Origin of the sequence: Pseudohalocynthiibacter aestuariivivens (assembly GCF_018457175.1) — a bacterium.
Taxonomy (GTDB): Bacteria; Pseudomonadota; Alphaproteobacteria; order Rhodobacterales; family Rhodobacteraceae; genus Pseudohalocynthiibacter; species Pseudohalocynthiibacter aestuariivivens.
Map to the genome: position 1 here is coordinate 90,306 of NZ_JAGFNU010000012.1, position 20,017 is coordinate 110,322.

20 protein-coding genes are annotated in these 20,017 nt (G+C 53.3%); 14 read left to right on the plus strand and 6 right to left on the minus strand.

What is annotated here, in order from left to right; translation table 11 throughout:
• Positions 1–14 precede the first annotated feature (14 nt).
• The 6 genes from gor (at position 15) to J4E70_RS15820 (ending at position 5,917) form a co-directional block, all read left to right on the plus strand.
• A complete protein-coding gene (gor, locus tag J4E70_RS15795; RefSeq protein WP_213890612.1) occupies positions 15–1,376 on the plus strand; it encodes a glutathione-disulfide reductase in 1,362 nt (453 codons plus the stop codon).
• A 66-nt stretch (positions 1,377–1,442) separates the two neighbouring features.
• Positions 1,443–2,570, plus strand: coding sequence for an FtsH protease activity modulator HflK (gene hflK, locus J4E70_RS15800; RefSeq protein ID WP_213890613.1), 1,128 nt, complete (start codon positions 1,443–1,445; stop codon positions 2,568–2,570).
• Positions 2,570–3,439 (plus strand): protease modulator HflC, encoded by an 870-nt coding sequence (gene hflC, locus J4E70_RS15805; protein WP_213890614.1) that lies wholly within the window; start codon positions 2,570–2,572, stop codon positions 3,437–3,439. The genes hflK and hflC overlap by 1 nt, the downstream gene beginning before the upstream one ends.
• A gap of 10 nt (positions 3,440–3,449) precedes the next feature.
• Positions 3,450–3,647, plus strand: coding sequence for a DUF2065 domain-containing protein (locus J4E70_RS15810; RefSeq protein WP_377608348.1), 198 nt, complete (start codon positions 3,450–3,452; stop codon positions 3,645–3,647).
• Between the two features lie 218 nt (positions 3,648–3,865).
• Positions 3,866–5,278: a Do family serine endopeptidase gene (locus J4E70_RS15815; protein WP_213890639.1), complete on the plus strand. Its 1,413-nt coding sequence runs from the start codon at positions 3,866–3,868 to the stop codon at positions 5,276–5,278.
• A gap of 105 nt (positions 5,279–5,383) precedes the next feature.
• Positions 5,384–5,917, plus strand: coding sequence for a GNAT family N-acetyltransferase (locus J4E70_RS15820; RefSeq protein ID WP_213890615.1), 534 nt, complete (start codon positions 5,384–5,386; stop codon positions 5,915–5,917).
• 6 nt (positions 5,918–5,923) lie between these two features.
• Here J4E70_RS15820 and J4E70_RS15825 read toward each other — a convergent pair whose 3' ends face one another.
• A complete protein-coding gene (locus tag J4E70_RS15825) occupies positions 5,924–6,391 on the minus strand; it encodes a peptidoglycan-binding domain-containing protein (protein ID WP_213890616.1) in 468 nt (155 codons plus the stop codon).
• A gap of 259 nt (positions 6,392–6,650) precedes the next feature.
• Here J4E70_RS15825 and J4E70_RS15830 point away from each other — a divergent pair, with 259 nt between their 5' ends.
• On the plus strand, positions 6,651–6,974 hold the full coding sequence (locus J4E70_RS15830) for a 2Fe-2S iron-sulfur cluster-binding protein (RefSeq protein ID WP_213890617.1): 324 nt from the start codon (positions 6,651–6,653) through the stop codon (positions 6,972–6,974).
• A gap of 1 nt (position 6,975) precedes the next feature.
• On the plus strand, positions 6,976–7,677 hold the full coding sequence (locus J4E70_RS15835; protein WP_213890618.1) for an FG-GAP repeat domain-containing protein: 702 nt from the start codon (positions 6,976–6,978) through the stop codon (positions 7,675–7,677).
• A 92-nt stretch (positions 7,678–7,769) separates the two neighbouring features.
• Here the strand turns inward: J4E70_RS15835 and purD are convergent, their stop codons facing one another.
• Positions 7,770–9,032, minus strand: coding sequence for a phosphoribosylamine--glycine ligase (gene purD / locus J4E70_RS15840; protein WP_213890619.1), 1,263 nt, complete (start codon positions 9,030–9,032; stop codon positions 7,770–7,772).
• A gap of 70 nt (positions 9,033–9,102) precedes the next feature.
• Here purD and xseA point away from each other — a divergent pair, with 70 nt between their 5' ends.
• Positions 9,103–10,662 (plus strand): exodeoxyribonuclease VII large subunit, encoded by a 1,560-nt coding sequence (gene xseA, locus J4E70_RS15845; RefSeq protein ID WP_213890620.1) that lies wholly within the window; start codon positions 9,103–9,105, stop codon positions 10,660–10,662.
• 61 nt (positions 10,663–10,723) lie between these two features.
• Here the strand turns inward: xseA and J4E70_RS15850 are convergent, their stop codons facing one another.
• On the minus strand, positions 10,724–11,056 hold the full coding sequence (locus tag J4E70_RS15850) for a hypothetical protein (RefSeq protein WP_246531795.1): 333 nt from the start codon (positions 11,054–11,056) through the stop codon (positions 10,724–10,726).
• A 105-nt stretch (positions 11,057–11,161) separates the two neighbouring features.
• Positions 11,162–12,247 carry an alkane 1-monooxygenase gene (locus J4E70_RS15855; RefSeq protein ID WP_213890622.1) on the minus strand — a complete coding sequence of 362 codons (1,086 nt, stop codon included), beginning with the start codon at positions 12,245–12,247 and terminating at the stop codon, positions 11,162–11,164.
• A gap of 180 nt (positions 12,248–12,427) precedes the next feature.
• Between J4E70_RS15855 and J4E70_RS15860 the strand changes: the two genes are divergently transcribed.
• From J4E70_RS15860 to J4E70_RS15875, 4 genes are all read left to right on the plus strand, one after another.
• The gene (locus J4E70_RS15860) at positions 12,428–14,113 is read left to right on the plus strand and encodes an NAD(P)H-dependent oxidoreductase subunit E (protein ID WP_213890623.1); all 1,686 of its coding nucleotides are present in this window, start codon (positions 12,428–12,430) and stop codon (positions 14,111–14,113) included.
• 97 nt (positions 14,114–14,210) lie between these two features.
• The gene (gene ftsY, locus J4E70_RS15865; protein ID WP_213890624.1) at positions 14,211–15,473 is read left to right on the plus strand and encodes a signal recognition particle-docking protein FtsY; all 1,263 of its coding nucleotides are present in this window, start codon (positions 14,211–14,213) and stop codon (positions 15,471–15,473) included.
• Between the two features lie 76 nt (positions 15,474–15,549).
• A complete protein-coding gene (locus tag J4E70_RS15870; RefSeq protein WP_213890625.1) occupies positions 15,550–16,452 on the plus strand; it encodes an EamA family transporter in 903 nt (300 codons plus the stop codon).
• 11 nt (positions 16,453–16,463) lie between these two features.
• Entirely contained in the window at positions 16,464–17,081 is a 618-nt protein-coding gene (locus tag J4E70_RS15875; protein ID WP_213890626.1) for an inner membrane-spanning protein YciB, read from the plus strand.
• Positions 17,082–17,093: 12 nt separating this feature from the next.
• Here J4E70_RS15875 and J4E70_RS15880 read toward each other — a convergent pair whose 3' ends face one another.
• Together J4E70_RS15880 and J4E70_RS15885 are read right to left on the minus strand one after the other, a co-directional pair.
• Positions 17,094–17,801 (minus strand): glutathione S-transferase N-terminal domain-containing protein, encoded by a 708-nt coding sequence (locus J4E70_RS15880; protein WP_213890627.1) that lies wholly within the window; start codon positions 17,799–17,801, stop codon positions 17,094–17,096.
• Between the two features lie 325 nt (positions 17,802–18,126).
• Positions 18,127–18,729, minus strand: a complete 603-nt coding sequence (locus J4E70_RS15885; RefSeq protein WP_213890628.1) for a LysE family translocator — start codon at positions 18,727–18,729, stop codon at positions 18,127–18,129.
• Positions 18,730–18,819: 90 nt separating this feature from the next.
• On the opposite strand from J4E70_RS15885, the gene J4E70_RS15890 reads away from it, so the two are divergent.
• Positions 18,820–19,692 (plus strand): LysR family transcriptional regulator, encoded by an 873-nt coding sequence (locus J4E70_RS15890; protein WP_213890629.1) that lies wholly within the window; start codon positions 18,820–18,822, stop codon positions 19,690–19,692.
• The last annotated feature ends 325 nt before the right edge of the window (positions 19,693–20,017 follow it).

The window sequence follows — 20,017 nt, forward strand, 5'->3', positions numbered from 1 at the left end:
CCGAAGGGTGCTTCATGACTTTTGACTATGATTTATTTGTAATTGGCGGTGGTTCTGGTGGAGTGCGGGCAGCACGTCTGGCAGCAGGCGACACTGGTGCTAAAGTGGGCTTGGCCGAAGAATACCGTATGGGCGGAACTTGTGTGATCCGTGGGTGTGTTCCGAAAAAGCTGATGGTTTTTGCGTCCACCTATGGTGAAACAATTGAAGACGCCCGTTCCTATGGCTGGGCTGACGCCGAGGCAGGAAGCTTTGACTGGCAAGTGTTCCGTCCAAAACTTCGGGCAGAACTTGATCGGCTGGAAGGTGTTTACCGCAATGTTCTGAAGACAAACGGAGTCACAGCCTATGACGCGCGCGCAACTGTCGTGGATGCGCATACGATTGAACTGTCTACCGGCGAACGATTTTCAACAAAACACATCCTTGTTGCGACAGGTGGCCACCCGTTTGTGCCAAATATTCCGGGGGCAGAACATACGATTACGTCGAATGAGATATTCCTGCTCAATGAGCTTCCTAAATCTGTTCTGATCGTGGGCGGCGGTTTTATCGCCTGTGAGTTCGCCTGCATTTTGAATGGTTTGGGTGTTGACGTTACCCAGTATTACCGCGGCGAGCAGATTTTACGCGGCTTTGATGGCGAAGCACGCGGTCATATTTCAGATGAAATGCGCGCGAATGGAATAAACCTCCATGTTGGAACAGATGTTATTTCGGTTGAAAAGGTCGAAGATGGCCTGAAAGTCGTTGGTACAAATGGCGACGAAGCGGTCTATGATCATGTGATGTATGCAACGGGCAGGGTGCCGAATACGTCAAACCTTGGCCTCGAAAACGCCGGCGTTGCGCTGGGCCGCAAAGGCGAAATTATTGTCGATGAATATTCGCAAACTGCGGTACCATCGATTTACGCAGTCGGCGACGTGACAAACCGGATCAACCTGACACCTGTCGCCATTCGTGAAGGTGTTGCTTTCGTTGAGACAGTATTCAAAGGTAACCCGACGGCACCGGACCATGATCTTGTCCCATCCGCCGTTTTTACCCAGCCTGAATTTGGAACGATTGGCCTGACAGAAGAAGAAGCAGTTGAACAGGGCCCGATAGAAGTGTACTCAACAGCGTTCAAGCCGATGCACTCCAGCTTTGCCGGGCGTGAAAACCGGGTGATGATGAAACTTATCGTATCTAAAACGGACCGGCGGGTGTTGGGCTGTCATATCGTCGCAGATCACGCTGGCGAATTGATCCAGTTGGCAGGCATAGCCGTAAAGATGGGTGCAACCAAAGAAGATTTTGACCGTACGGTAGCCGTTCACCCGACGATGTCCGAAGAATTAGTAACCTTAAAGACACCCGTGCGCGAAACTTGAAAATAGCGTAGAGATAACCACGTAGAACAATAAGTAATTGACCAAAAAAAAGGGGAACATACCCGAATGTCAGGAAATAATGGCGGCCCGTGGGGCGGCGGAGGATCAGGCGGCGGTGATGACGACAACCGCGGCGGCGGTCGCAAACCCGGTGGCGAAGGCCCTCAGATTCCGGAAATCGATGAACTTGTAAAGAAAGGCCAGGAGCAGCTACGCGTCCTCATGGGCGGGCGTGGCGGCGGTGGCCGGGGTAACAAAGGTGACAGCGGTGGACCCAAGTTCACCCGCGGAACTTTTGGGCTGGGTTTTCTTGCCCTGATTGGGCTCTGGGCCTTTGCATCCTTTTACTCGGTGAAGCCGGAAGAAAAGTCAGTTGAACTGTTTCTTGGCGAATTCTTGGAAATTGGCAATCCGGGCCTCAACTTCGCACCCTGGCCGGTTGTGTCAGCAGAAGTCATTCCAGTAACGCGCGAGCAGACGGAAGACATTGGTGTCGGTGCCCGTGGTTCTGATGCCGGACTTATGCTGACCGGCGACGAAAACATCGTTGATATTGATTTTCAGGTGGTCTGGAACATCAATGATCCTGCTAAGTTCCTGTTTAATTTGGCTGAACCAGTACTAACAATTCGCGCTGTGTCTGAATCGGCCATGCGCGAAATCGTTGCGCAATCAGAGCTCGCGCCGATTTTGAACCGGGATCGTGAATCGATCGCGACCCGGCTGCTTGAACTTATTCAGCTGACGCTTGATAGCTACAGCAGTGGTGTGACAATCGTACGGGTCAACTTTGACCGTGCTGACCCACCTGAAACGGTGATTGCATCTTTCCGCGATGTTCAGGCTGCGGAACAGGAACGTGACCGTCTGCAAAAGCAAGCTGACGCCTATGCCAACCAGGTGCTTGCGGGTGCCCGTGGTGAAGCAGCGCAGGTTCTTGAGCAAGCCGAAGGTTACCGCGCCCGCGTGGTGAACGAGGCCGAAGGTGAAGCCAGCCGCTTTAGTGCTGTTTTGGGCGAGTATCTAAAAGCGCCCGAAGTGACGCGCCGTCGTCTTTACATCGAAACGATGGAAGAGGTGCTGGGCAATGTCGACAAAATGATAATTGACGGAGATTCATTTGGTGAGGGCGGTCAGGGTGTTGTGCCTTACCTGCCGCTGAATGAATTACGCCGTAGTGGGGGAAATAACTGATGCGGAAATCTACCTTAATCCTACCTGCTATCGTCGTCGTCGTTGCGGGTTTGCTATCATCGGTCTTTATCGTAGACGAACGTGAAACGGCTCTCGTACTTCAGTTTGGTCGCGTGGTTGCTGTCAAAGAGGATCCAGGGCTTTCCTTTAAGATTCCTCTGATTCAGGAAGTTGTCACCTATGACGATCGTATCCTGAGCCGGGATATCGACCCGCTGGAAGTGACGCCAAAAGATGACCGGCGGCTTGTTGTTGATGCGTTTGCCCGCTACCGGATCGTTGATGTCAATCAGTTCCGGCAGGCTGTTGGCGTTGGCGGCATCCCGGCTGCAGAAACGCGTCTCGATTCAATTTTACGATCAAAAACACGGGAAATTCTTGGTTCTGTAACATCCAATGACATCTTGTCGTCAGACCGGGCTGCGTTGATGTTACGCATTCGCAATGCTGCAATTACAGATGCGCGCGCACTGGGCCTGGATGTGATCGACGTACGTTTGAAACGCACCGACCTTCCGCGCGAAAACCTTGAGGCAACATTTGCAAGGATGCGGGCCGAACGGGAACGTGAGGCAACGGATGAACGGGCACGCGGTAACGAGGCGGCGCAGCGAATTCGTGCGCTTTCTGATCGTACCGTGGTTGAACTGGTCTCGGATGCAAAGCGCCAGTCCGAAATTATCCGTGGTGAGGCGGACGCACGCCGAAACGCAATTTTCGCCGAGGCTTTCGGCGCGAACCCTGAATTCTTCGAATTCTATCGCTCACTTGGGGCATATCGTGCTGCGCTACAGGGAAGCAACACGATGCTTGTTCTGTCGCCTGAGAGCGAGTTCTTTGGCTACCTGAAATCCGCAACGCCAGAGTAAAGAGGCCAGAGTGATCAAAACGATTTTTCTGGCAATTGGACTTGTTTTAGCTGCTGAGGGGCTGGTGCTTGCGCTGGCCCCTTCGCGTGTTGAGGATATGCTTGCAGCGTTACGTGATATGCCGGTCGAGACACGCCGTCTAATTGGCCTGATCGCCGTTGCAGCAGGAACATTGGCAATCTGGCTTGCGAAGTCGGCTTTTGCTTGAGAATATGGGCGATATACTGCCATGCTCACGCGCATTTTATGTTTTAAGATGCAGTTAATGCTCTGACAGAGTTGAAGTTGCACCAATAAGACCAAGATATAATAAAACTGGAGCCGGAAAATCCGGTTATCGTTGAGCCAATACAAAAGGAGTTCACTGTGAAACCTCAGGCTATTCCCCTTTCCGTACGCAACATCGCGCCGGTACGGGCCTTTTGGATGCTTGTGATGGGATTTGCGTTAGTCATAGCGCAAACGCTTTCTGCAGCTGCCCGCGGCGCACCCGAGAGCTTTGCCGATCTGGCCGAGCAAATCAGCCCCGCTGTAGTGAATATTACGACGACGACAGTCGTCGCGTCCCGGACCGGACCAAATTTGGGGCCAATTGTTCCGGAAGGCTCTCCGTTTGAAGAGTTCTTTCGTGACTTCAACCGGCGCAACAATCAGCAAGGTGAGCGACCCCCACGCCGCAGTCAGGCATTGGGGTCTGGTTTCGTTATTTCCGAGGATGGTTTCATCGTCACCAATAACCATGTCATCGAAGGTGCAGACGAAATTCTGATCGAGTTTTTTTCGGGTGGAGAACTGCCCGCGACTGTCATTGGGACCGATGCAAATACCGACATCGCACTTTTGAAAGTTGAAAGCGACGAACCGCTGGATTTCGTATCCTTCGGTGATAGCGACATCATGCGTGTTGGCGATTGGGTTATGGCGATGGGTAACCCGCTTGGTCAGGGATTCTCCGTCTCTGCTGGAATCGTTTCTGCCCGCAACCGGGCGCTTTCGGGTACCTATGACGATTATCTTCAGACAGACGCCGCGATTAACCGGGGTAACTCAGGTGGTCCATTGTTCAACATGGAAGGCGAAGTTGTCGGCGTGAACACCGCGATCTTGTCACCGAATGGTGGGTCCATCGGGATCGGTTTTGCGATGTCATCAGCTGTTGTAAGCCGGGTCGTGAACCAGTTGCAGGAATTTGGTGAAACGCGCCGTGGATGGCTTGGCGTTCGTATTCAGGATGTGACGGAAGATGTGGCAGAAGCACTGGGACTTGAGACAGCCGCAGGAGCGCTGGTTACCGATGTTCCAACGGGCCCTGCCGAAGAAGCGGGTATGGAATCGGGCGATGTGATCATGTCTTTTGATGGTCATGAAGTCTCAGATACCCGTGATCTGGTGCGTCAGGTTGGCAATACCGCAGTTGGCAAAGCTGTTCGGGTCGTCGTATTCCGCGAGGGTGGAACGCAAACCCTGCTTGTGACTTTGGGCCGCCGTGAAACCGCAGAAGGTGCAGAGCCGGCGTCAGCCACTCCTGAGAAAGTACCAGCGAACCGCGACCTTCTTGGTCTGAGCCTGTCTGAGATGACGGACGAATTGCGTGAACAGCTTGGCCTTGAGAAGGCTACCCAAGGCCTTGTGATAACCAATGTCGCCGAAGATTCTGCTGCCTTTGGGAAAGGTCTGCGCAGTGGTGACGTGATCACCGAGGCCGGTCAGCGGCAAGTGCGCTTAATTGCAGATCTGGAAGAGCGGATCAACGATGCGCGCGACGCCGGACGCAAATCGATTCTGCTTCTGGTACGTCGCGAGGGAGAGCCAAGGTTTGTGGCTCTACCGCTTAGCTGACGTTAACCTCGACAGCAAATATATAAGGGGCTCCTTCGAGGGCCCTTTTTCATAGAGGGCTTCTACTCAAGGAATTCTGAGTAAGCATCTAAGGAATTCGAGAATATGAGTTCACACCCGAAGAACAGGCAGATCAAAATTCGCCCTTTTGAAGACAATGATGCCGGGCAGGTCCGAGATCTGTTCATCAAGGTCAACCGCCTGCTCGCACCACCTCAACAAAAAGAAGCGTTTGAAGGTTACATTACCCGCTCCCTGGCCGAAGAAATTGATCGGATAAGTGACTACTATGCCCGAATAGAGGGTGGTTTCTGGGTGGCGGTGAATGGTGAAACTATCGTCGGTATGTTTGGTCTTGAACCGTCGTCATCAGAGGCAATGGAATTGCGCCGCATGTACGTTGATCCGCAAGCCCGGCGCCTGGGGATAGCGCAAAAAATGCTGAGTTTCGCGGAAGATGAATGCCGACGGCGTGACCGGCCAAACATGGACCTGAGTACATCGGAGTTACAGGGCGATGCGCTCAGGTTTTACCAAAAATGCGGCTATCAATTGGTGCGCGAAGAAATAGCGGATACTGCCAGCAACAAGACATTGGGCGGCGGTATCCGACGCTTTCACTTCACCAAGAAACTTTGACAATTTCTATTCAGCCCTCAGATCATACGCAATCAGGCCCAGTTGGCGTGCGGTATCAAGTGCGATAATACTGCTGTCACGGCCCTGTGGTGCTTGATAGGCACGGATCGCGGTGCGCGTACGCGCGTCAAGCACACCGCTGATCGGGCCACGATAAAACCCCCGCACGATCAAAGCGCGTTGCAGCGAAGACAGGAATTCATGGTCTAGCTGGTTTGCGCAGGGCGTTTGAAACCTTAATTCCTGACGTGGTTGCACGATTTTCTGGTGGGTTTGTGTTGAATAGATTGCCGGGCTGGTCACGCTGCCGTCCTCTGCCCGAATTTCCGACTGAACCAGGATTTGTTCCGTGACCGTTTCCAGGACTGCTGGGCTTTCGTCGATCCCCCAACAACTACCGCTTGGTGCGCCCTCGGGTGCCGCTGCGGGTGTGTAGGCGACGTTACTGCCCCTTTGTGCAAGCGAACCTGTCATCGTAGCCGCCTGACAAGCGGACAACATCAGGGTCACAAGGACCAATGGTGTATTTTTTCTGATCACTGCTCTAAGCGCTCTCTGATGACGCAAGTTGCCGGACAATAGCCCGTTTTGTCATCGGACAAAAGAAAATTGGCAACCACCCCGCCCGGAACCGACGTTAATTTGAACACAGAATGCAAAAGAGTCTGGCATAGAAAGCGTTGCGCCGCTAAAGGGGGTCTGGAGAAAAATCTGCTCTAGGGAAATGAAGCGAATGGCAAAAATCACCTATATCGAATTTGGCGGCGTTGAACATGTTGTCGAAGTCGCAAACGGGCTGACTGTGATGGAAGGCGCGCGCGACAATAACATTCCCGGCATCGAAGCCGATTGTGGCGGAGCCTGCGCCTGCTCAACCTGCCATGTTTACATCCACCCGGACTGGGCAGAAAAGCTGCCAGTAAAAGATGCGATGGAAGAAGACATGCTTGATTTCGCCTATGAGCCTGATGCCGACCGGTCGCGTCTGACCTGTCAGATCAAGGTTACTGATGCGCTTGACGGGCTGATCGTTCAAATGCCTGAAAAGCAAATCTGATATGCTGCGGGCGGGGCTTTTAGGTCTGTCCGTATTATGCGCCGCACAAGTCAGCGCGGCAGAGATTATTTCTGCGCGCTATGCCGAACCTACGACACGCTATGGTCATGGCATCCTTGGGGACGCGATTGAACATGGCGCGCTAAGATTGCGACTGGCGGATGGCCAGCGGGTCATTATTCGGCTTCCAGATACTCATGTGTTTGAAGATACAGCCCCCCGTCTTGCCGACGTCGACAATGATGGCACACCAGAGGTGATCGTCGTTGAAACCGATGTGGCGCGCGGTGCTTCGCTCGCGATTTACGACGAAACCGGCAAGGTTGCGGAAACTCGGCACATAGGCCGCCCTAATCGGTGGCTGGCCCCGGTCGGTGTCGCTGATCTGGATGGGGATGGCTATGTGGAGATCGCTTATGTTGATCGTCCACATCTTGCGAAACTTCTAAAGATCTGGCGTTTCAGGGACGGCAAACTGGAACAGGTTGCCGAAATATCAGGCTTAACAAACCATCAAATCGGCCAGCGCGAAATTTCTGGTGGTGTGGCCTCCTGTCCGGATGAGCCAGTTCTGGTGACCGCCAATGCAAATTGGACAAAGGTTATGGCAACGTCCTTCAGGAATGGTGCCTATGTATCCGTGCCTGTTGCAGATTTTTCGGGCCCAACATCTTTCGAAAACGCCGCGGTCTGTTCCAAATAGAATACCCCAAACCTACCTCAGCTTAAGCCATATATGGTTGCACGTTGGTGCGTCTTATTTGAAGTTATGATCTAGCGTTTTTGTCCGCGATTTTAAAGCCCACGCCAGCCAATATCTGACCGGCAAAACCCTTCGGGCCAATCAATCTGCTCAACCATCGCATAGGCGCGGTCGCGCGCTTCCGAAAGGCTTGCACCGCGCGCCGTCACGTTTAACACCCGACCACCGGTTGCAACGGTTTTGCCATCTCTCTCGGATGTTCCGGCATGAAATACCATCTCGGAACTTGTTTCAGGCAAACAGCCCAATCCACTTATGACGCTGCCCTTTTCGTAAGCGCCGGGGTATCCCTTGGCGGCCATCACGACGCTCAACGCATGATCGTCTGCCCAGTTAACGCGCGCTTCGTTCAATCGCCCCTCGGCGCAGGCAAGAAGCAGATCAAGCATCTGTGCCCCCAAACGCATCATCAGCACCTGACATTCAGGGTCACCGAAACGCACGTTGTATTCCACCAGTCGGGGTTGGCCGTCTTTGATCATCAGGCCCGCAAACAGAATTCCCTGAAAGGGTGTGCCGCGTCGCGTCATTTCGGCAATTGAGGGAAGGATGATTTCGTCCATGGCCTTGGCCACAACCGCATCATTCATCACGGGGGCAGGGGAATAGGCCCCCATACCGCCAGTGTTTGGCCCTTCGTCGCCATCATAAGCGCGCTTGTGATCTTGCGCTGTGCCAATCGGAAGGGCAGTTTTACCGTCACACAGAACGAAGAAAGATGCTTCTTCTCCATCCATAAATTCTTCGATCACAACCTCGGCACCTGCTTCGCCAAACTCACCGCCAAACATGTCGTCAATCGCGTCAAGTGCGTTAGCTTCTTCCATCGCGACGATCACGCCTTTACCTGCTGCCAATCCGTCGGCCTTTACAACAATCGGCGCGCCTTCTTTGTGAATGTAAGCCTTTGCTGCTTCGGCGTCGGTGAACCGTGCGTAAGCGGCAGTTGGTGCTTTAGCCGCATCGCAGATCTCTTTGGTGAAGGATTTTGACGCTTCCAGCTTTGCGGCCTCAACAGACGGCCCAAAGCACAAAATCCCGGCTGCGCGAACAGCATCTGCCACACCCTCGGCAAGCGGCGCTTCCGGGCCAACGACCACAAAATCCACTGTGTTTTCTTCTGCAAAGACGGCAACAGCAGCCCCATCCATAATGTCGAGGCTGGCACATTCCGCGATTTCCGCGATCCCCGCATTGCCGGGGGCGACGATCAGCCGGTCACACTTTGGGTTCTGCTTGATTGCCCAGGCAAGCGCATGTTCCCGCCCGCCGCCACCTAAAATCAGGATGTTCATTGCCCACACTCCTTGGCCTTCGCTTGGCGGCGTTCTAAGGTGCAGGCGAGCACATGACAAGCGAGCAGAGATGTCTGACCTGATTGATGACCCGGCCGAAGGCCTGAACGCCCCGGAATTCACCGTGACCGAAATTTCGGGCGCCGTGAAACGTACCATAGAAAGTTCGTTTTCCCGCGTCAGGGTCAGGGGCGAAATTGGTCGGGTCTCGATGCCGCGCTCGGGCCATGTCTATCTGGACCTTAAGGATGACCGCTCGGTTCTTTCTGCCGTTATCTGGAAAGGCGTCGCCGGACGTCTGCAGACGCAGCCGGAAGAGGGGATGGAGGTTGTCGCGACAGGAAAACTCACGACTTTCGGCGGGCAGTCAAAATACCAGATGGTGATTGAAGATATCGCTCCCGCCGGAATGGGCGCGCTGATGGCGATGCTTGAAAAGCGCAAAAAAACGCTTGAGGCAGAAGGTCTTTTTGATCCCGGGCGAAAGAAAGAACTGCCTTACCTGCCCGAGGTAATCGGCGTAATCACCTCGCCTTCAGGTGCTGTGATCCGCGATATCCTGCATCGTCTGCGGGATCGTTTCCCGCGGAAGGTTCTGCTCTGGCCCGTGGCGGTGCAAGGTGCGAAATGCGCGCCCGAAGTCACGCGCGCTATCGAAGGTTTCAACGCGATGATGTCTGGTGGCGCGATCCCACGGCCCGATTTGCTGATTGTTGCCCGTGGCGGTGGCTCGATCGAGGATCTCTGGGGCTTCAACGAAGAAATCGTTGCTCGCGCAGCGGCGGCCTCTGATATTCCCCTGATATCCGCCGTCGGGCATGAGACAGACACCACTCTGATTGATTTCGCATCCGACATGCGCGCACCCACACCCACAGCAGCAGCAGAGCTTGCAGTCCCGGTGCGGCTCGAGCTTCTGGGCTGGGTCGGAGAGCAGGAGGCGCGTCTAGCCCGTGCGCTCAGCCAAAGCATAAACCAACGCCAGCAACGCCTGCGCGATCTTGCACGTGCTTTGCCAAACCCGCAGGCACTGGTCGATCAGGCATCGCAAAAGTTCGACTTTACGGGGGGCCGTCTTGCGCCCGCCTTGCAAAAAGCGGTTCAGGTCAAACGGCTCGCGCTTGAAAAACGCGCGGCTCCGCTTCAAGGGGCGACACTTGCCCAACGTATTCGCCATGAAGATACCAGATTAAAGTCAATGGCGAGGCGCCTTGCATCTGGGTTATCAAGCAACACGAAAACTCAGCGCCGTGTGTATGACAAAACTGCTCAACGTTTGCGACCGTTGGCATTGAAACAGGAAGTTGACCGCAAAAAGACCGCCTTTTCAGCGCTGTCCCAACGTTTGTCGATCTCTGCACTCAATCAAACAAATACCTGGCGGAATCGCATAGATGCGTTGGAACGTTTGCACCAGACACTCGGATACAAAGAAACTCTGAAACGCGGCTATGCGGTTGTGCGTAGCCAGGATCATATCGTCACGTCAAAAGTTGAGGCGGAAAAAGCCACCGAGCTTGAGATCGAGTTTCAGGATGGTCGCCTCGCCACCGGGCCATCGGCCAGTCCCAAACCATCGCGCAAAGCAAAGCCATCCCCACCAAAACCTGATCAAGGCAGCTTATTCTGATCGACCCCGCACTCTTTCTTTTTCCAGAAAATATCCCCGCCGGAGGCTTCTGCCTTCCCGGCTAAGCGCCAACGTCAGGCCCAAGGCAATACAGCGATTGCTGACTTTGATTCAGCTCGTAAAGCGTCGTTGCGGCTGGATCGTTTTCAAACCGTGCCACCATACGCCCGTCATCCAGATAAAAAGACCAGCATTGTGGCGAAAGGTCCGCTTCATAGACAAAACAGATCAGATCCAACTCAACAAACCACTCGCCATCAATGCAATGCCCATCCAAAAAAGACCAGCGCACCCGGCGCCCTGGCAGGTATTCTTCTGCGCCGTAAGGTGTTGATTTCAAACCATATGAAAAGGTTCTCCCAACAGTGTACTCGTCAAACTGTTCAGGGGTCATCAATGTCTCCGCAGATAGCGGCGTAGCTAAAAACAGACAGAGCAGGGCGATTTTTTCCATGCTCTACTGTGCCAAAAATCGTTCAATCTGACCAGACAAGATATCTCAGCTCGCAGGTAACTTGCCAATTGAGGTAGAGGGGTTCACTGTTTTTGCGACGTCCTGCCAATGCGTTACCAATGGATCCATCTTTCTTCTCCAATACTGCGGAAACAGCGCAAGGAGTGCCATGATCGGCATGCTGCGTGGCAGCGTTGGGGCGGTTTGAGGCTGAGGCAATGAAAGTGACGGAAAGGGTTTTGCCGGGTTTTCATGGTGGTCGCTGTGTCGTGGAGCATGAAGCATCATAAGGCTTGAATACCAATGCGGTGCGTTCCAACTGTGATGCGCAGCAAGCGGTTCAAGCTTTCCGTTTTCATGCATTGCGCGCGATAATCCATAGTGCTGCACGTAGTCTGACAACATCAACTGGACCTGCGCGTAAAACGCAAGCGCCAGTAGGGCGATACAGCCACCAAAACCACCGATCATGGCGGCAACAAACAGAAAACCGAAGGCACCAAGGATGTAGCTAATGTAGGGGTGCGCAAATTGTGATTTTCCCGAACGTCGCAGCATTTCGCGATCAATTTCGAACCCCGCCTGAAAAGATCCAAACCAGGCGCGCGGCAGAAAGCGATAAAATGATTCGCCTAGTTGCGCGGAATTCGGGTCGTGGACGGACCCCACAAACCGATGGTGAATCAGCCTGTGCGCGGTTGTGTGATGCCCGAACAGAAGCGAGATAAACACCCATTTCCCAAGGTTAAATCCCAGGTGGTCGGGGCGGTGAATTAGCTCATGCGCGTTCGAATTGCTGATTTGTCCGAAGTACAACCCAAAGCTCAGGAAGACCCCTGCTTTTTCCGCTCCCGTAAGACCGCCATTTGACGAAAGGGTCCACACGGCTGTTGCTAACAAAAAGAAATGCAATATCGCCAGGGCGTTAGATAGAATCAATGCAAAATGAACGGTTGACGTCGTGGTGTTTGGGCGCAGTGCAAAATCAAACAGATGATCCAGAAAATAGGTTGCGAACGTCAGCGTGATGATCGCAAAAAGCACCCAAATGCCGCCATGAAATGCCCCCGTCACTAAAAAGGGAACAGGCAGCAACGTCGCAATTGAAAATGCTAAAACCGGACGGGCCATACTGCTCTTCCTTTTTCCCCAAACTAGCATGATGTAAAGTCTAAATGAAAAATCCGGCTTTTTTCCGACCTTTCCAAAATTCAGGTTGAACGCATATGGCGGCGTCAGTGTCGTTTTTGACATGGCGGTCTGGTGGTGTGCCGGGCTAAAGTCGGGAAAGATTATGAACAGGCGGCTGATATGGCATTGGACGAACGTAAAGGCGTATGGAAATCTGGCAAAGGCAAAGGCCGCAAAACCCCCAAGGGTCGGCAGCTTGACGATCATGCTTGGGAAGAGGTTCGTGCCCTACTTGGTGACAGTCCCCGACGCCGCGATTTGCTGATCGAATATCTGCATCTTCTTCAAGATGAATATGGCCACCTTTCCGCGGCACATCTTCGCGCATTGGCTGAAGAGTTGCGTGTCGGGCAGGCCGAGGTTTACGAGGTTGCAACCTTCTACGCCCATTTTGATGTTGTGAAAGAGGGGGAAACGCCTCCACCCGCGCTCACGATCCGGGTTTGCGACTCTCTTTCGTGCGAACTTGCGGGCGCTGAGCAACTGCAAAAGGCCTTGGAAGATGGGCTTGATGCATCCAAAGTGCGGGTTGTGCGCGCGCCGTGCATGGGGCGGTGCGACACTGCTCCGGTACTGGAACTTGGCCACAATCATATCGATCATGCGACCGTCGAAAAAGTAGAGGCAGCGATTGCCGCGAAAGACATTCACGCGCATCTTCCCGACTATCAGGACTTTGCAACCTACAGCGCAGAAGGTGGTTATGAAAAACTGGCGGAGCTTCGCAAATCAGGTGATGCAGAGGCTGTGCAGGACAGCTTGCTTGCGTCTGGCTTGCGCGGTCTTGGTGGTGCTGGCTTTCCTTCGGGGCGTAAATGGTCATTTGTTCGGGCGGAAAACGGGCCCCGTTATCTGGCGGTGAACGGGGACGAAGGCGAACCCGGTACCTTCAAAGACCGGTATTATCTGGAACGCACCCCGCATCTTTTTCTGGAAGGTATGCTGATCGCCGCCTGGGCGGTCGAGGCGGAAACCTGTTTCATCTATATGCGCGATGAATACCCGGCAGTGCTTGAAATTCTGCGCCGCGAGATCACGGCGCTGGAACACGCGGGCATTGTTGCCTCTGGATATATTGATCTGCGCCGTGGAGCTGGTGCCTATATCTGCGGTGAAGAAAGCGCGATGATCGAAAGCATCGAAGGCAAGCGTGGTATGCCACGCCACCGCCCACCTTTTGTGGCGCAAGTCGGCGTGTTTAACCGCCCTACCCTGGTTCATAATGTTGAAACGCTGCTTTGGGTGACGCGGGTCTTGCGTGAGGGTGCTGAAGTGCTGTCTGGCGTTGAAAAAAATGGCCGCAAAGGGCTGCGCAGCTATTCCGTCTCTGGTCGCGTAAAAAACCCCGGCGTGCATCTGCTCGCCGCAGGCTCGACTATTACGGATGTTATCGAAGCGTCAGGTGGCATGCTTGGTGGTCATACCTTCAAGGCCTATCAGCCCGGTGGTCCATCCTCCGGTCTGTTGCCTGCGTCGATGAACGACATCCCGCTTGATTTCGATACTCTGCAGCCGCACGGCACCTTCATCGGCTCAGCCGCTGTTGTCGTTCTGTCCGATCAGGACAGCGCGCGTGATGCGGCTCTCAACATGCTACGGTTCTTTGAGGATGAAAGCTGTGGTCAGTGCACACCATGCCGTGTTGGTTGTGAAAAGGCCGTGAAACTGATGCAAGCTGAGCATTGGAATCAGGACCTGCTGGAAGAGCTTTGTGTCGCGATGGGGGACGCTTCGATTTGTGGTCTGGGGCAGGCGGCACCTAACCCGATCCGGCTGACAATCAAACATTTTCCGGAGGAAATCTGACGGATGCGCTGCTGACGCGTAAAATCTGCACCTCGCGGGGCTTCCATCCGGGCCTGTCGTACAATAGGTGAAAGAACAGGTTTAAAAGGCGCTGAAGATGTCATTTTTCAAAAAACTCAAGTCCCGCTTGTTCAAGTCCTCTTCCAAGATCGAAGAGGGGTTGGATGCAATTGTTGAAGACGGCGGTGAAGAAGAGGTGCTTGACGAACAGTTGATGGTTGAGGAAGGACTTCCAGAGCCAGAGCCAGAGCCAGAGCCAGAGCCAGAGCCAGAGCCAGAGCCAGAGCCAGAGCCAGAGCCAGAGCCAGAGCCAGAGCCAGAGCCAGAGCCAGAGCCAGAGCCAGAGCCAGAAGTGATTGTCGAAGAGGCGCCCGCAGAAAAGATTCTACCGGAACCGGAACCGGAACCGGAACCGGAACCGATGCCCGTGCCGCAGCCCACTCCGGCACCTGCGCCAAAGGTTGCAGAAAAGAAACCCGGCTTTATCGGGCGCCTGCTTGGCCGTGGAGAAGCTAAAACCGTCATCCGGCGCGAGCTTGATGATGCCATGCTGGAAAGCCTCGAAGAATTGCTGATTACCGCTGATATGGGGGTTGATACCGCGATGCGCGTCACCGCCAACATGGCTGAAGGGCGGTTCGGTAAAAAACTGTCGACCGAAGAAATCAAACTCCTGCTTGCGGCTGAAGTGACCCGGATCATGGAACCCGTGGCGAAACCGATGCCGATTTACGAGAAGAGACCGCAGGTCGTTCTGGTTGTCGGTGTAAACGGTTCTGGCAAAACCACAACGATTGGCAAGCTTGCCAGCCAGTTTCGCGCAGCCGGTAAAAATGTGGTCATTGCTGCGGGTGACACGTTCCGCGCTGCCGCTGTTGAACAGTTACAGATTTGGGGCGACCGCGCCGGTGTGCCGGTTCTGACAGCGCCGGAAGGGTCTGATCCTGCCTCACTGGCATTCGAGGCAATGACAAAGGCCGAAGCCGACGGTGCGGACCTGCTTTTGATTGACACAGCTGGCCGTTTGCAAAACCGTGCCGACCTTATGGAAGAACTGGCGAAAATCGTTCGCGTCATTCGCAAGAAAGACCCAAGCGCGCCGCACAACACGCTGCTGGTACTGGATGCAACGACAGGCCAGAATGCGATCAACCAGGTTGAGATTTTCAGAAAACTTTCCGATGTCTCAGGGCTTGTCATGACCAAACTCGATGGCACCGCGAAAGGCGGGGTGCTTGTTGCGTTGGCGGATAAGTTCGGCCTACCTATTCATGCAATTGGTGTTGGCGAACAAATCGATGATCTTGCCCCCTTTGATCCCGAAGAATTTGCACATGCTCTGACGGGGCTGGATGCGTGATCATTTCGCGCGGCCTTAGTGCGTTGCGCCGTGATGTTCTATTTTGCGTTTCGACGGTTAAGCAACTGATTTAGGGATGAGTGATTGGCTGATCTCACTTGAAGGAACCGAAGCCGGGCATCAAGTCGCAATGTTTCTCGCGATATTTGCGGCGCTGCTACATGCCATCTTTGGTGCGCTGCAAAAAGGGCGGCATGACCCCTGGTTAACGCGTGGCGCGATTGATGTCAGCTATCTCATCATGTCGGCCCCCATTGCGTTCTTTGTCGTGCCCTGGCCCGAGCCCTATATGTGGCCAATCTTCTTTGGGGCCTTTGTTATCCACGTCGCTTACAAGGTGACGCAAGCGCAGGCTTATTCACTGGGGGCTTACACGGTGGTCTATCCTGTCGTGCGTGGCATGGGGCCGCTGTTCACCGTGATCGGCGCGTATTTTGTTTTTGGTGAAACGTTTACTTTTACACAGTGGTTTGGTGTTGGTGTTCTCGTAAGCGGAATATTCGGGCTTGCGGCGTATAACCTTGCCCATACAATTCTTGCACGTGAAACGCTGATCAAAGCGCTTTTTATGGCTGTGATCACTGGCGTTACTGTTGCCCTCTACACGACCTATGACGCCTACGGAATCCGCGCGACTGCGGACCCGTTCACCTTTCTGGCGTGGTTTTTCATGATTGACGGGTTGGTCATGCCGGTAATTGCGCTTCGGCGTTGGCGGCGGATGGAGAACGCTCCCGCCGTATTACCCTTGCTTGGCCGCGGTGTTATCGGTGCCTTCGTTGCCTATGGTAGTTTCGGGTCGATTTTGGTAGCAACGCGCCTTGATAACGTGGGCGAGGCGGCCGTCTTGCGCGAAACTTCTGTGGTTTTTGCGGCATTAATTGGCTGGTTTTTCCTGAAAGATACCGTCGGACCCCGTAGATTGGCCCTGATGGCCTTGATTGCGCTGGGCGCAGTCATAGTTGAGATGGGTAGTTAAGGAATATCTGAATGGCCGAGAAAAAAGTTAACCCCATCCTGAAGCTCGTGCTGGAGCTTGGACCCATCATTGCATTCTTTGTCGGTTATGGTCGGTTGAAAGAGCAGGTTTTTACCATCGGTGGCGTCGAATACAGTGGGTTCATCGTGGCGACCGCTACCTTTGTTCCGCTCTTCATATTTACGACATGGCTTTTGTACTGGCTGACGGGGAAAGTCTCCAGAATGCAGCTTATGACGCTGGTTCTGGTTGTTGTTTTTGGCGGACTCACGATTTGGTTCAATGACGAACGGTTCTTTAAGATGAAGCCGACAATGATCTATCTGCTGTTTGCAGGGATGCTTGGTTTTGGCCTGTTGCGGGGGAAAAGCTATCTGAAACTTCTGATGGAAGAGCTTATGCCGCTTCGAAACGAAGGCTGGATGATTCTGACCAAGCGAATGGCCACTTTCTTTTTCGGCCTTGCTGTATTGAACGAGGTAATCTGGCGTACAATGTCGACAGATGCCTGGGTCAACTTCAAGACCTTCGGTCTGACGGCCGCCGTTTTCCTGTTTTTTATGACGCAGAGCCGCGTGTTTCAGACCTACGCGGTTGAGGAAGAAGACGAAGCTTCCCCCTCAGCCTAGCAATACCAGCATTTAAGCCGGGCGTTTAAACAGGATGTCCTGCGCTTTCTTGTCCGTTTGAAGGTTTGAGCGCAGCTCGGCTGCAACGGCGCGCCCCTCAATCACACCGGGGCGTGCGCTAACGGTGTCAAGCCAGCGTGCCAGGTTTGGCTTGTCATCCAGCGTTTGTTGCTGTCCTTCCCAAAGCGACGCCCAGGGCCAGATCGCCATATCCGCGATTGAGAAAAAATCACCCGCTACAAATTCATTGCCTTCCAGCTGTCGGTCCAGCACACCATAAAGTCGCGCCACTTCATTCCGATACCGGTCTTTGGCATAGGGGAGGTCGTTGGGGGGCTCCATCGCGGGGGCATATTTCAGGAAGTGATGCGCCTGTCCGGCCATTGGGCCAACTCCGCCCATTTGCCACATCAGCCATTGGTCAACTGCCACGTGCTCGCGTTCTGTCTGGCCACCGAACTTGCCGGTTTTCCGCGCGAGGTACTGCAAAATTGCGCCTGATTCAAAAACAGAGATCGGTTTGCCGTCCGGACCATCGTGATCCACAATCGCGGGCATCCGGTTGTTCGGCGCAATTTTCAGAAATTCAGGGTCGAACTGTTCGCCTGCCCCTATGTTCACGAGGTGCAATTTGTATGGCAGGTCCATTTCGGCCAGCGCAATGGAGATTTTCCAACCATTCGGGGTTGGCCAGTAGTAGAGATCAATCGGGGCGGTCATTCATATCATTCCTTATACGTCAGGGTGATGATCCTGTTTTTCTAGCGAAGAGCAAGGGCGCTTTGCTTGTGTACAATGCAAATAACGGTGACTGGCTGGCTTTCAAGCGGCTAGGTGCAAAAGTGACTTTCCTTTTGGAAACCTGGGGTGCGGACATATGAACTTATCGAAGGCGTCAGATGACGGCTATGAGCCCAAAACGGGTAGGATTTCTAAGGTGCAACGAACGCCCGCTTTGGTGCGGATGAACCTCTAAATCTTCCGCTCTCAATTAACGTCTTTGCGAGGACAAACAGCCAAAGGCATGGCGCGACGGCACTAGCGGTTACGACCTGATGAGGAATTTTTGCACTACGAGCAAACAAGCCAAAACAATGAGAATGATGCCGAGTACAGCGTTGAAAATGATGCGCCTACGTAATGTGTCCAAGAATCTTTCGATTTGGCTACCAAATACGGCCCAGCTACCAATGCCGAAGAAGCAAATGATGCAATACAAAACAACGAAGAAGAACAGGTCTGGTCTCGAAGACTCTAAGTTGAAGACAGACACTGCCGCAATGCAAGCCCCCCATGCTTTTGGGTTCATCCATTGCAACGCCGCGCCCTGCCAAAAGCTGGGAGCAGCATGATCTACGGCATCGATCTGCCCATCTGACGTAACCAGTTTGTAACCAAAATAGATGATCAAGGCAGCGCCCAGTATCGTAAGAATATCAAGCAAAACACCCATTTTCTCGGCGATGACCTGTAGCCCCAAGCCGAGGAGCAGGAGAAGCAGTGTGAAACCAATGGTCGCACCGCTGACAAAACCGAACGCCTTTCTGACGCCATGGTTCACCCCAGTTGATAATGTAATCAGATTAACTGGTCCTGGAGATATTGACATGGTTAGTGCGAAGAGCGCCATAGCATAGGCTTGAGTCATAGATGCATCCCTTTTGGTCGCATCATAGGTTACCTTTTACTGTGTAAATAGATTGCCAATATTGACCACACTGTATAATTTAATTGCACAATGATTGATCGTTTGAAATCGCTTGCAGTATTTGCCAAAACCGTTCGGGAGGGAAGCTTCAGAGGGGCTGCTCGACAGTTGAAGCTAACACCATCTGCCGTGAGCTATCATGTCCGCATTCTGGAAGAGACAGTCGGTGTTCCACTGTTGTACCGTTCAACTAGAAGCCTAAACACCACTGATGCTGGCGAAGCTTTGTATAGGTCGGCATTGGATATGCTTAATGCTGCGCAATCCGGGCTCGACTTAGCAAACAGGTTTGAGACCCATCTCAGCGGGAAGCTGAAGGTTGCGTTGACGTCTGCCATATCCCAATCTTACTTATCCGAACGGATCGGCGATTTTGCCAAGGGCTACTCAAACGTCGATCTTCACCTTCATTATGACAATCGAGAAAACGATCTGATTGATGAGCAGTTCGATCTGGCGCTTCGGATCGGAAAGCTAAAAGACTCTGGTCTCAAGTGTAAACTATTGTGGGAAATGCCGCGTGTCTTGGTCGCCAGTCCCAAGCTCCTTGAAGGTTTAGATCACGTATCAAACATCAAAGCGTTAGAGAAACTATGCTGGATCAAGTTTGAGGGCATGGAGGAAAATCGTAGCCTCACAGATAAAAATGGTAACAATCTCACTGTTCATCAGTTCGGAAACATAACTGTAAACAGCATCGAAGCCATGGTGGATTTGACAATCTTGGGGGCTGGAATTTCTTCTCCCCCGACGCATTTTGTGGAAGATCATCTGCGTGATGGGAAACTTGTCAAGCTGCTCCCAGATATGTTGGTACACCCCTTGCCTGTGTATGCGATCTGGCCTCCAACAAAGATCCCAAACCCAATAACTCGACTTTTTCTTGATCATGTTACTCAATAACCGAGTTGAAGGTTTTCAGTCGACAACGCGCCGCGTAATATTGGACCTTTCAAACCACATAGCACCTATTCCTGGAGACGGGGATGTTCCGGAGTATGAGAAACTGCCCAAGCAGGGCGGGACCATCCCCGCGCCGCTTTTGTTTGTCAGGTTGAGAATGTCGAGAGCAGCCATTGGCACACGCGCAGTGAAAGGTCACTTTGTCCGGCGGTTTCAACGGGTGGTCGCAACACTTTAGTCTTTTTGGAAAGATGGAGTGTTAGAGATGAAATATCGGACGCGGACGTTTTACACGGACAAACAGAAATCTGAGATGTGGGATCGG

Excerpts from the sequence above, each read along its gene's own strand:
- J4E70_RS15860 (WP_213890623.1), top strand. The coding sequence starts at position 12,428 with ATGGCATTGGACGAACGTAAAGGCGTATGGAAATCTGGCAAAGGCAAA.
- purD (WP_213890619.1), bottom strand. The coding sequence starts at position 9,032 with ATGAACATCCTGATTTTAGGTGGCGGCGGGCGGGAACATGCGCTTGCC.
- J4E70_RS15815 (WP_213890639.1), top strand. The coding sequence starts at position 3,866 with ATGCTTGTGATGGGATTTGCGTTAGTCATAGCGCAAACGCTTTCTGCA.
- J4E70_RS15850 (WP_246531795.1), bottom strand. The coding sequence starts at position 11,056 with ATGACCCCTGAACAGTTTGACGAGTACACTGTTGGGAGAACCTTTTCA.
- gor (WP_213890612.1), top strand. The coding sequence starts at position 15 with ATGACTTTTGACTATGATTTATTTGTAATTGGCGGTGGTTCTGGTGGA.
- J4E70_RS15855 (WP_213890622.1), bottom strand. The coding sequence starts at position 12,247 with ATGGCCCGTCCGGTTTTAGCATTTTCAATTGCGACGTTGCTGCCTGTT.
- J4E70_RS15830 (WP_213890617.1), top strand. The coding sequence starts at position 6,651 with ATGGCAAAAATCACCTATATCGAATTTGGCGGCGTTGAACATGTTGTC.
- J4E70_RS15880 (WP_213890627.1), bottom strand. The coding sequence starts at position 17,801 with ATGACCGCCCCGATTGATCTCTACTACTGGCCAACCCCGAATGGTTGG.
- hflK (WP_213890613.1), top strand. The coding sequence starts at position 1,443 with ATGTCAGGAAATAATGGCGGCCCGTGGGGCGGCGGAGGATCAGGCGGC.
- J4E70_RS15820 (WP_213890615.1), top strand. The coding sequence starts at position 5,384 with ATGAGTTCACACCCGAAGAACAGGCAGATCAAAATTCGCCCTTTTGAA.
- hflC (WP_213890614.1), top strand. The coding sequence starts at position 2,570 with ATGCGGAAATCTACCTTAATCCTACCTGCTATCGTCGTCGTCGTTGCG.
- ftsY (WP_213890624.1), top strand. The coding sequence starts at position 14,211 with ATGTCATTTTTCAAAAAACTCAAGTCCCGCTTGTTCAAGTCCTCTTCC.
- J4E70_RS15875 (WP_213890626.1), top strand. The coding sequence starts at position 16,464 with ATGGCCGAGAAAAAAGTTAACCCCATCCTGAAGCTCGTGCTGGAGCTT.
- J4E70_RS15885 (WP_213890628.1), bottom strand. The coding sequence starts at position 18,729 with ATGACTCAAGCCTATGCTATGGCGCTCTTCGCACTAACCATGTCAATA.
- J4E70_RS15825 (WP_213890616.1), bottom strand. The coding sequence starts at position 6,391 with ATGACAGGTTCGCTTGCACAAAGGGGCAGTAACGTCGCCTACACACCC.
- J4E70_RS15890 (WP_213890629.1), top strand. The coding sequence starts at position 18,820 with ATGATTGATCGTTTGAAATCGCTTGCAGTATTTGCCAAAACCGTTCGG.
- J4E70_RS15835 (WP_213890618.1), top strand. The coding sequence starts at position 6,976 with ATGCTGCGGGCGGGGCTTTTAGGTCTGTCCGTATTATGCGCCGCACAA.
- xseA (WP_213890620.1), top strand. The coding sequence starts at position 9,103 with ATGTCTGACCTGATTGATGACCCGGCCGAAGGCCTGAACGCCCCGGAA.
- J4E70_RS15870 (WP_213890625.1), top strand. The coding sequence starts at position 15,550 with ATGAGTGATTGGCTGATCTCACTTGAAGGAACCGAAGCCGGGCATCAA.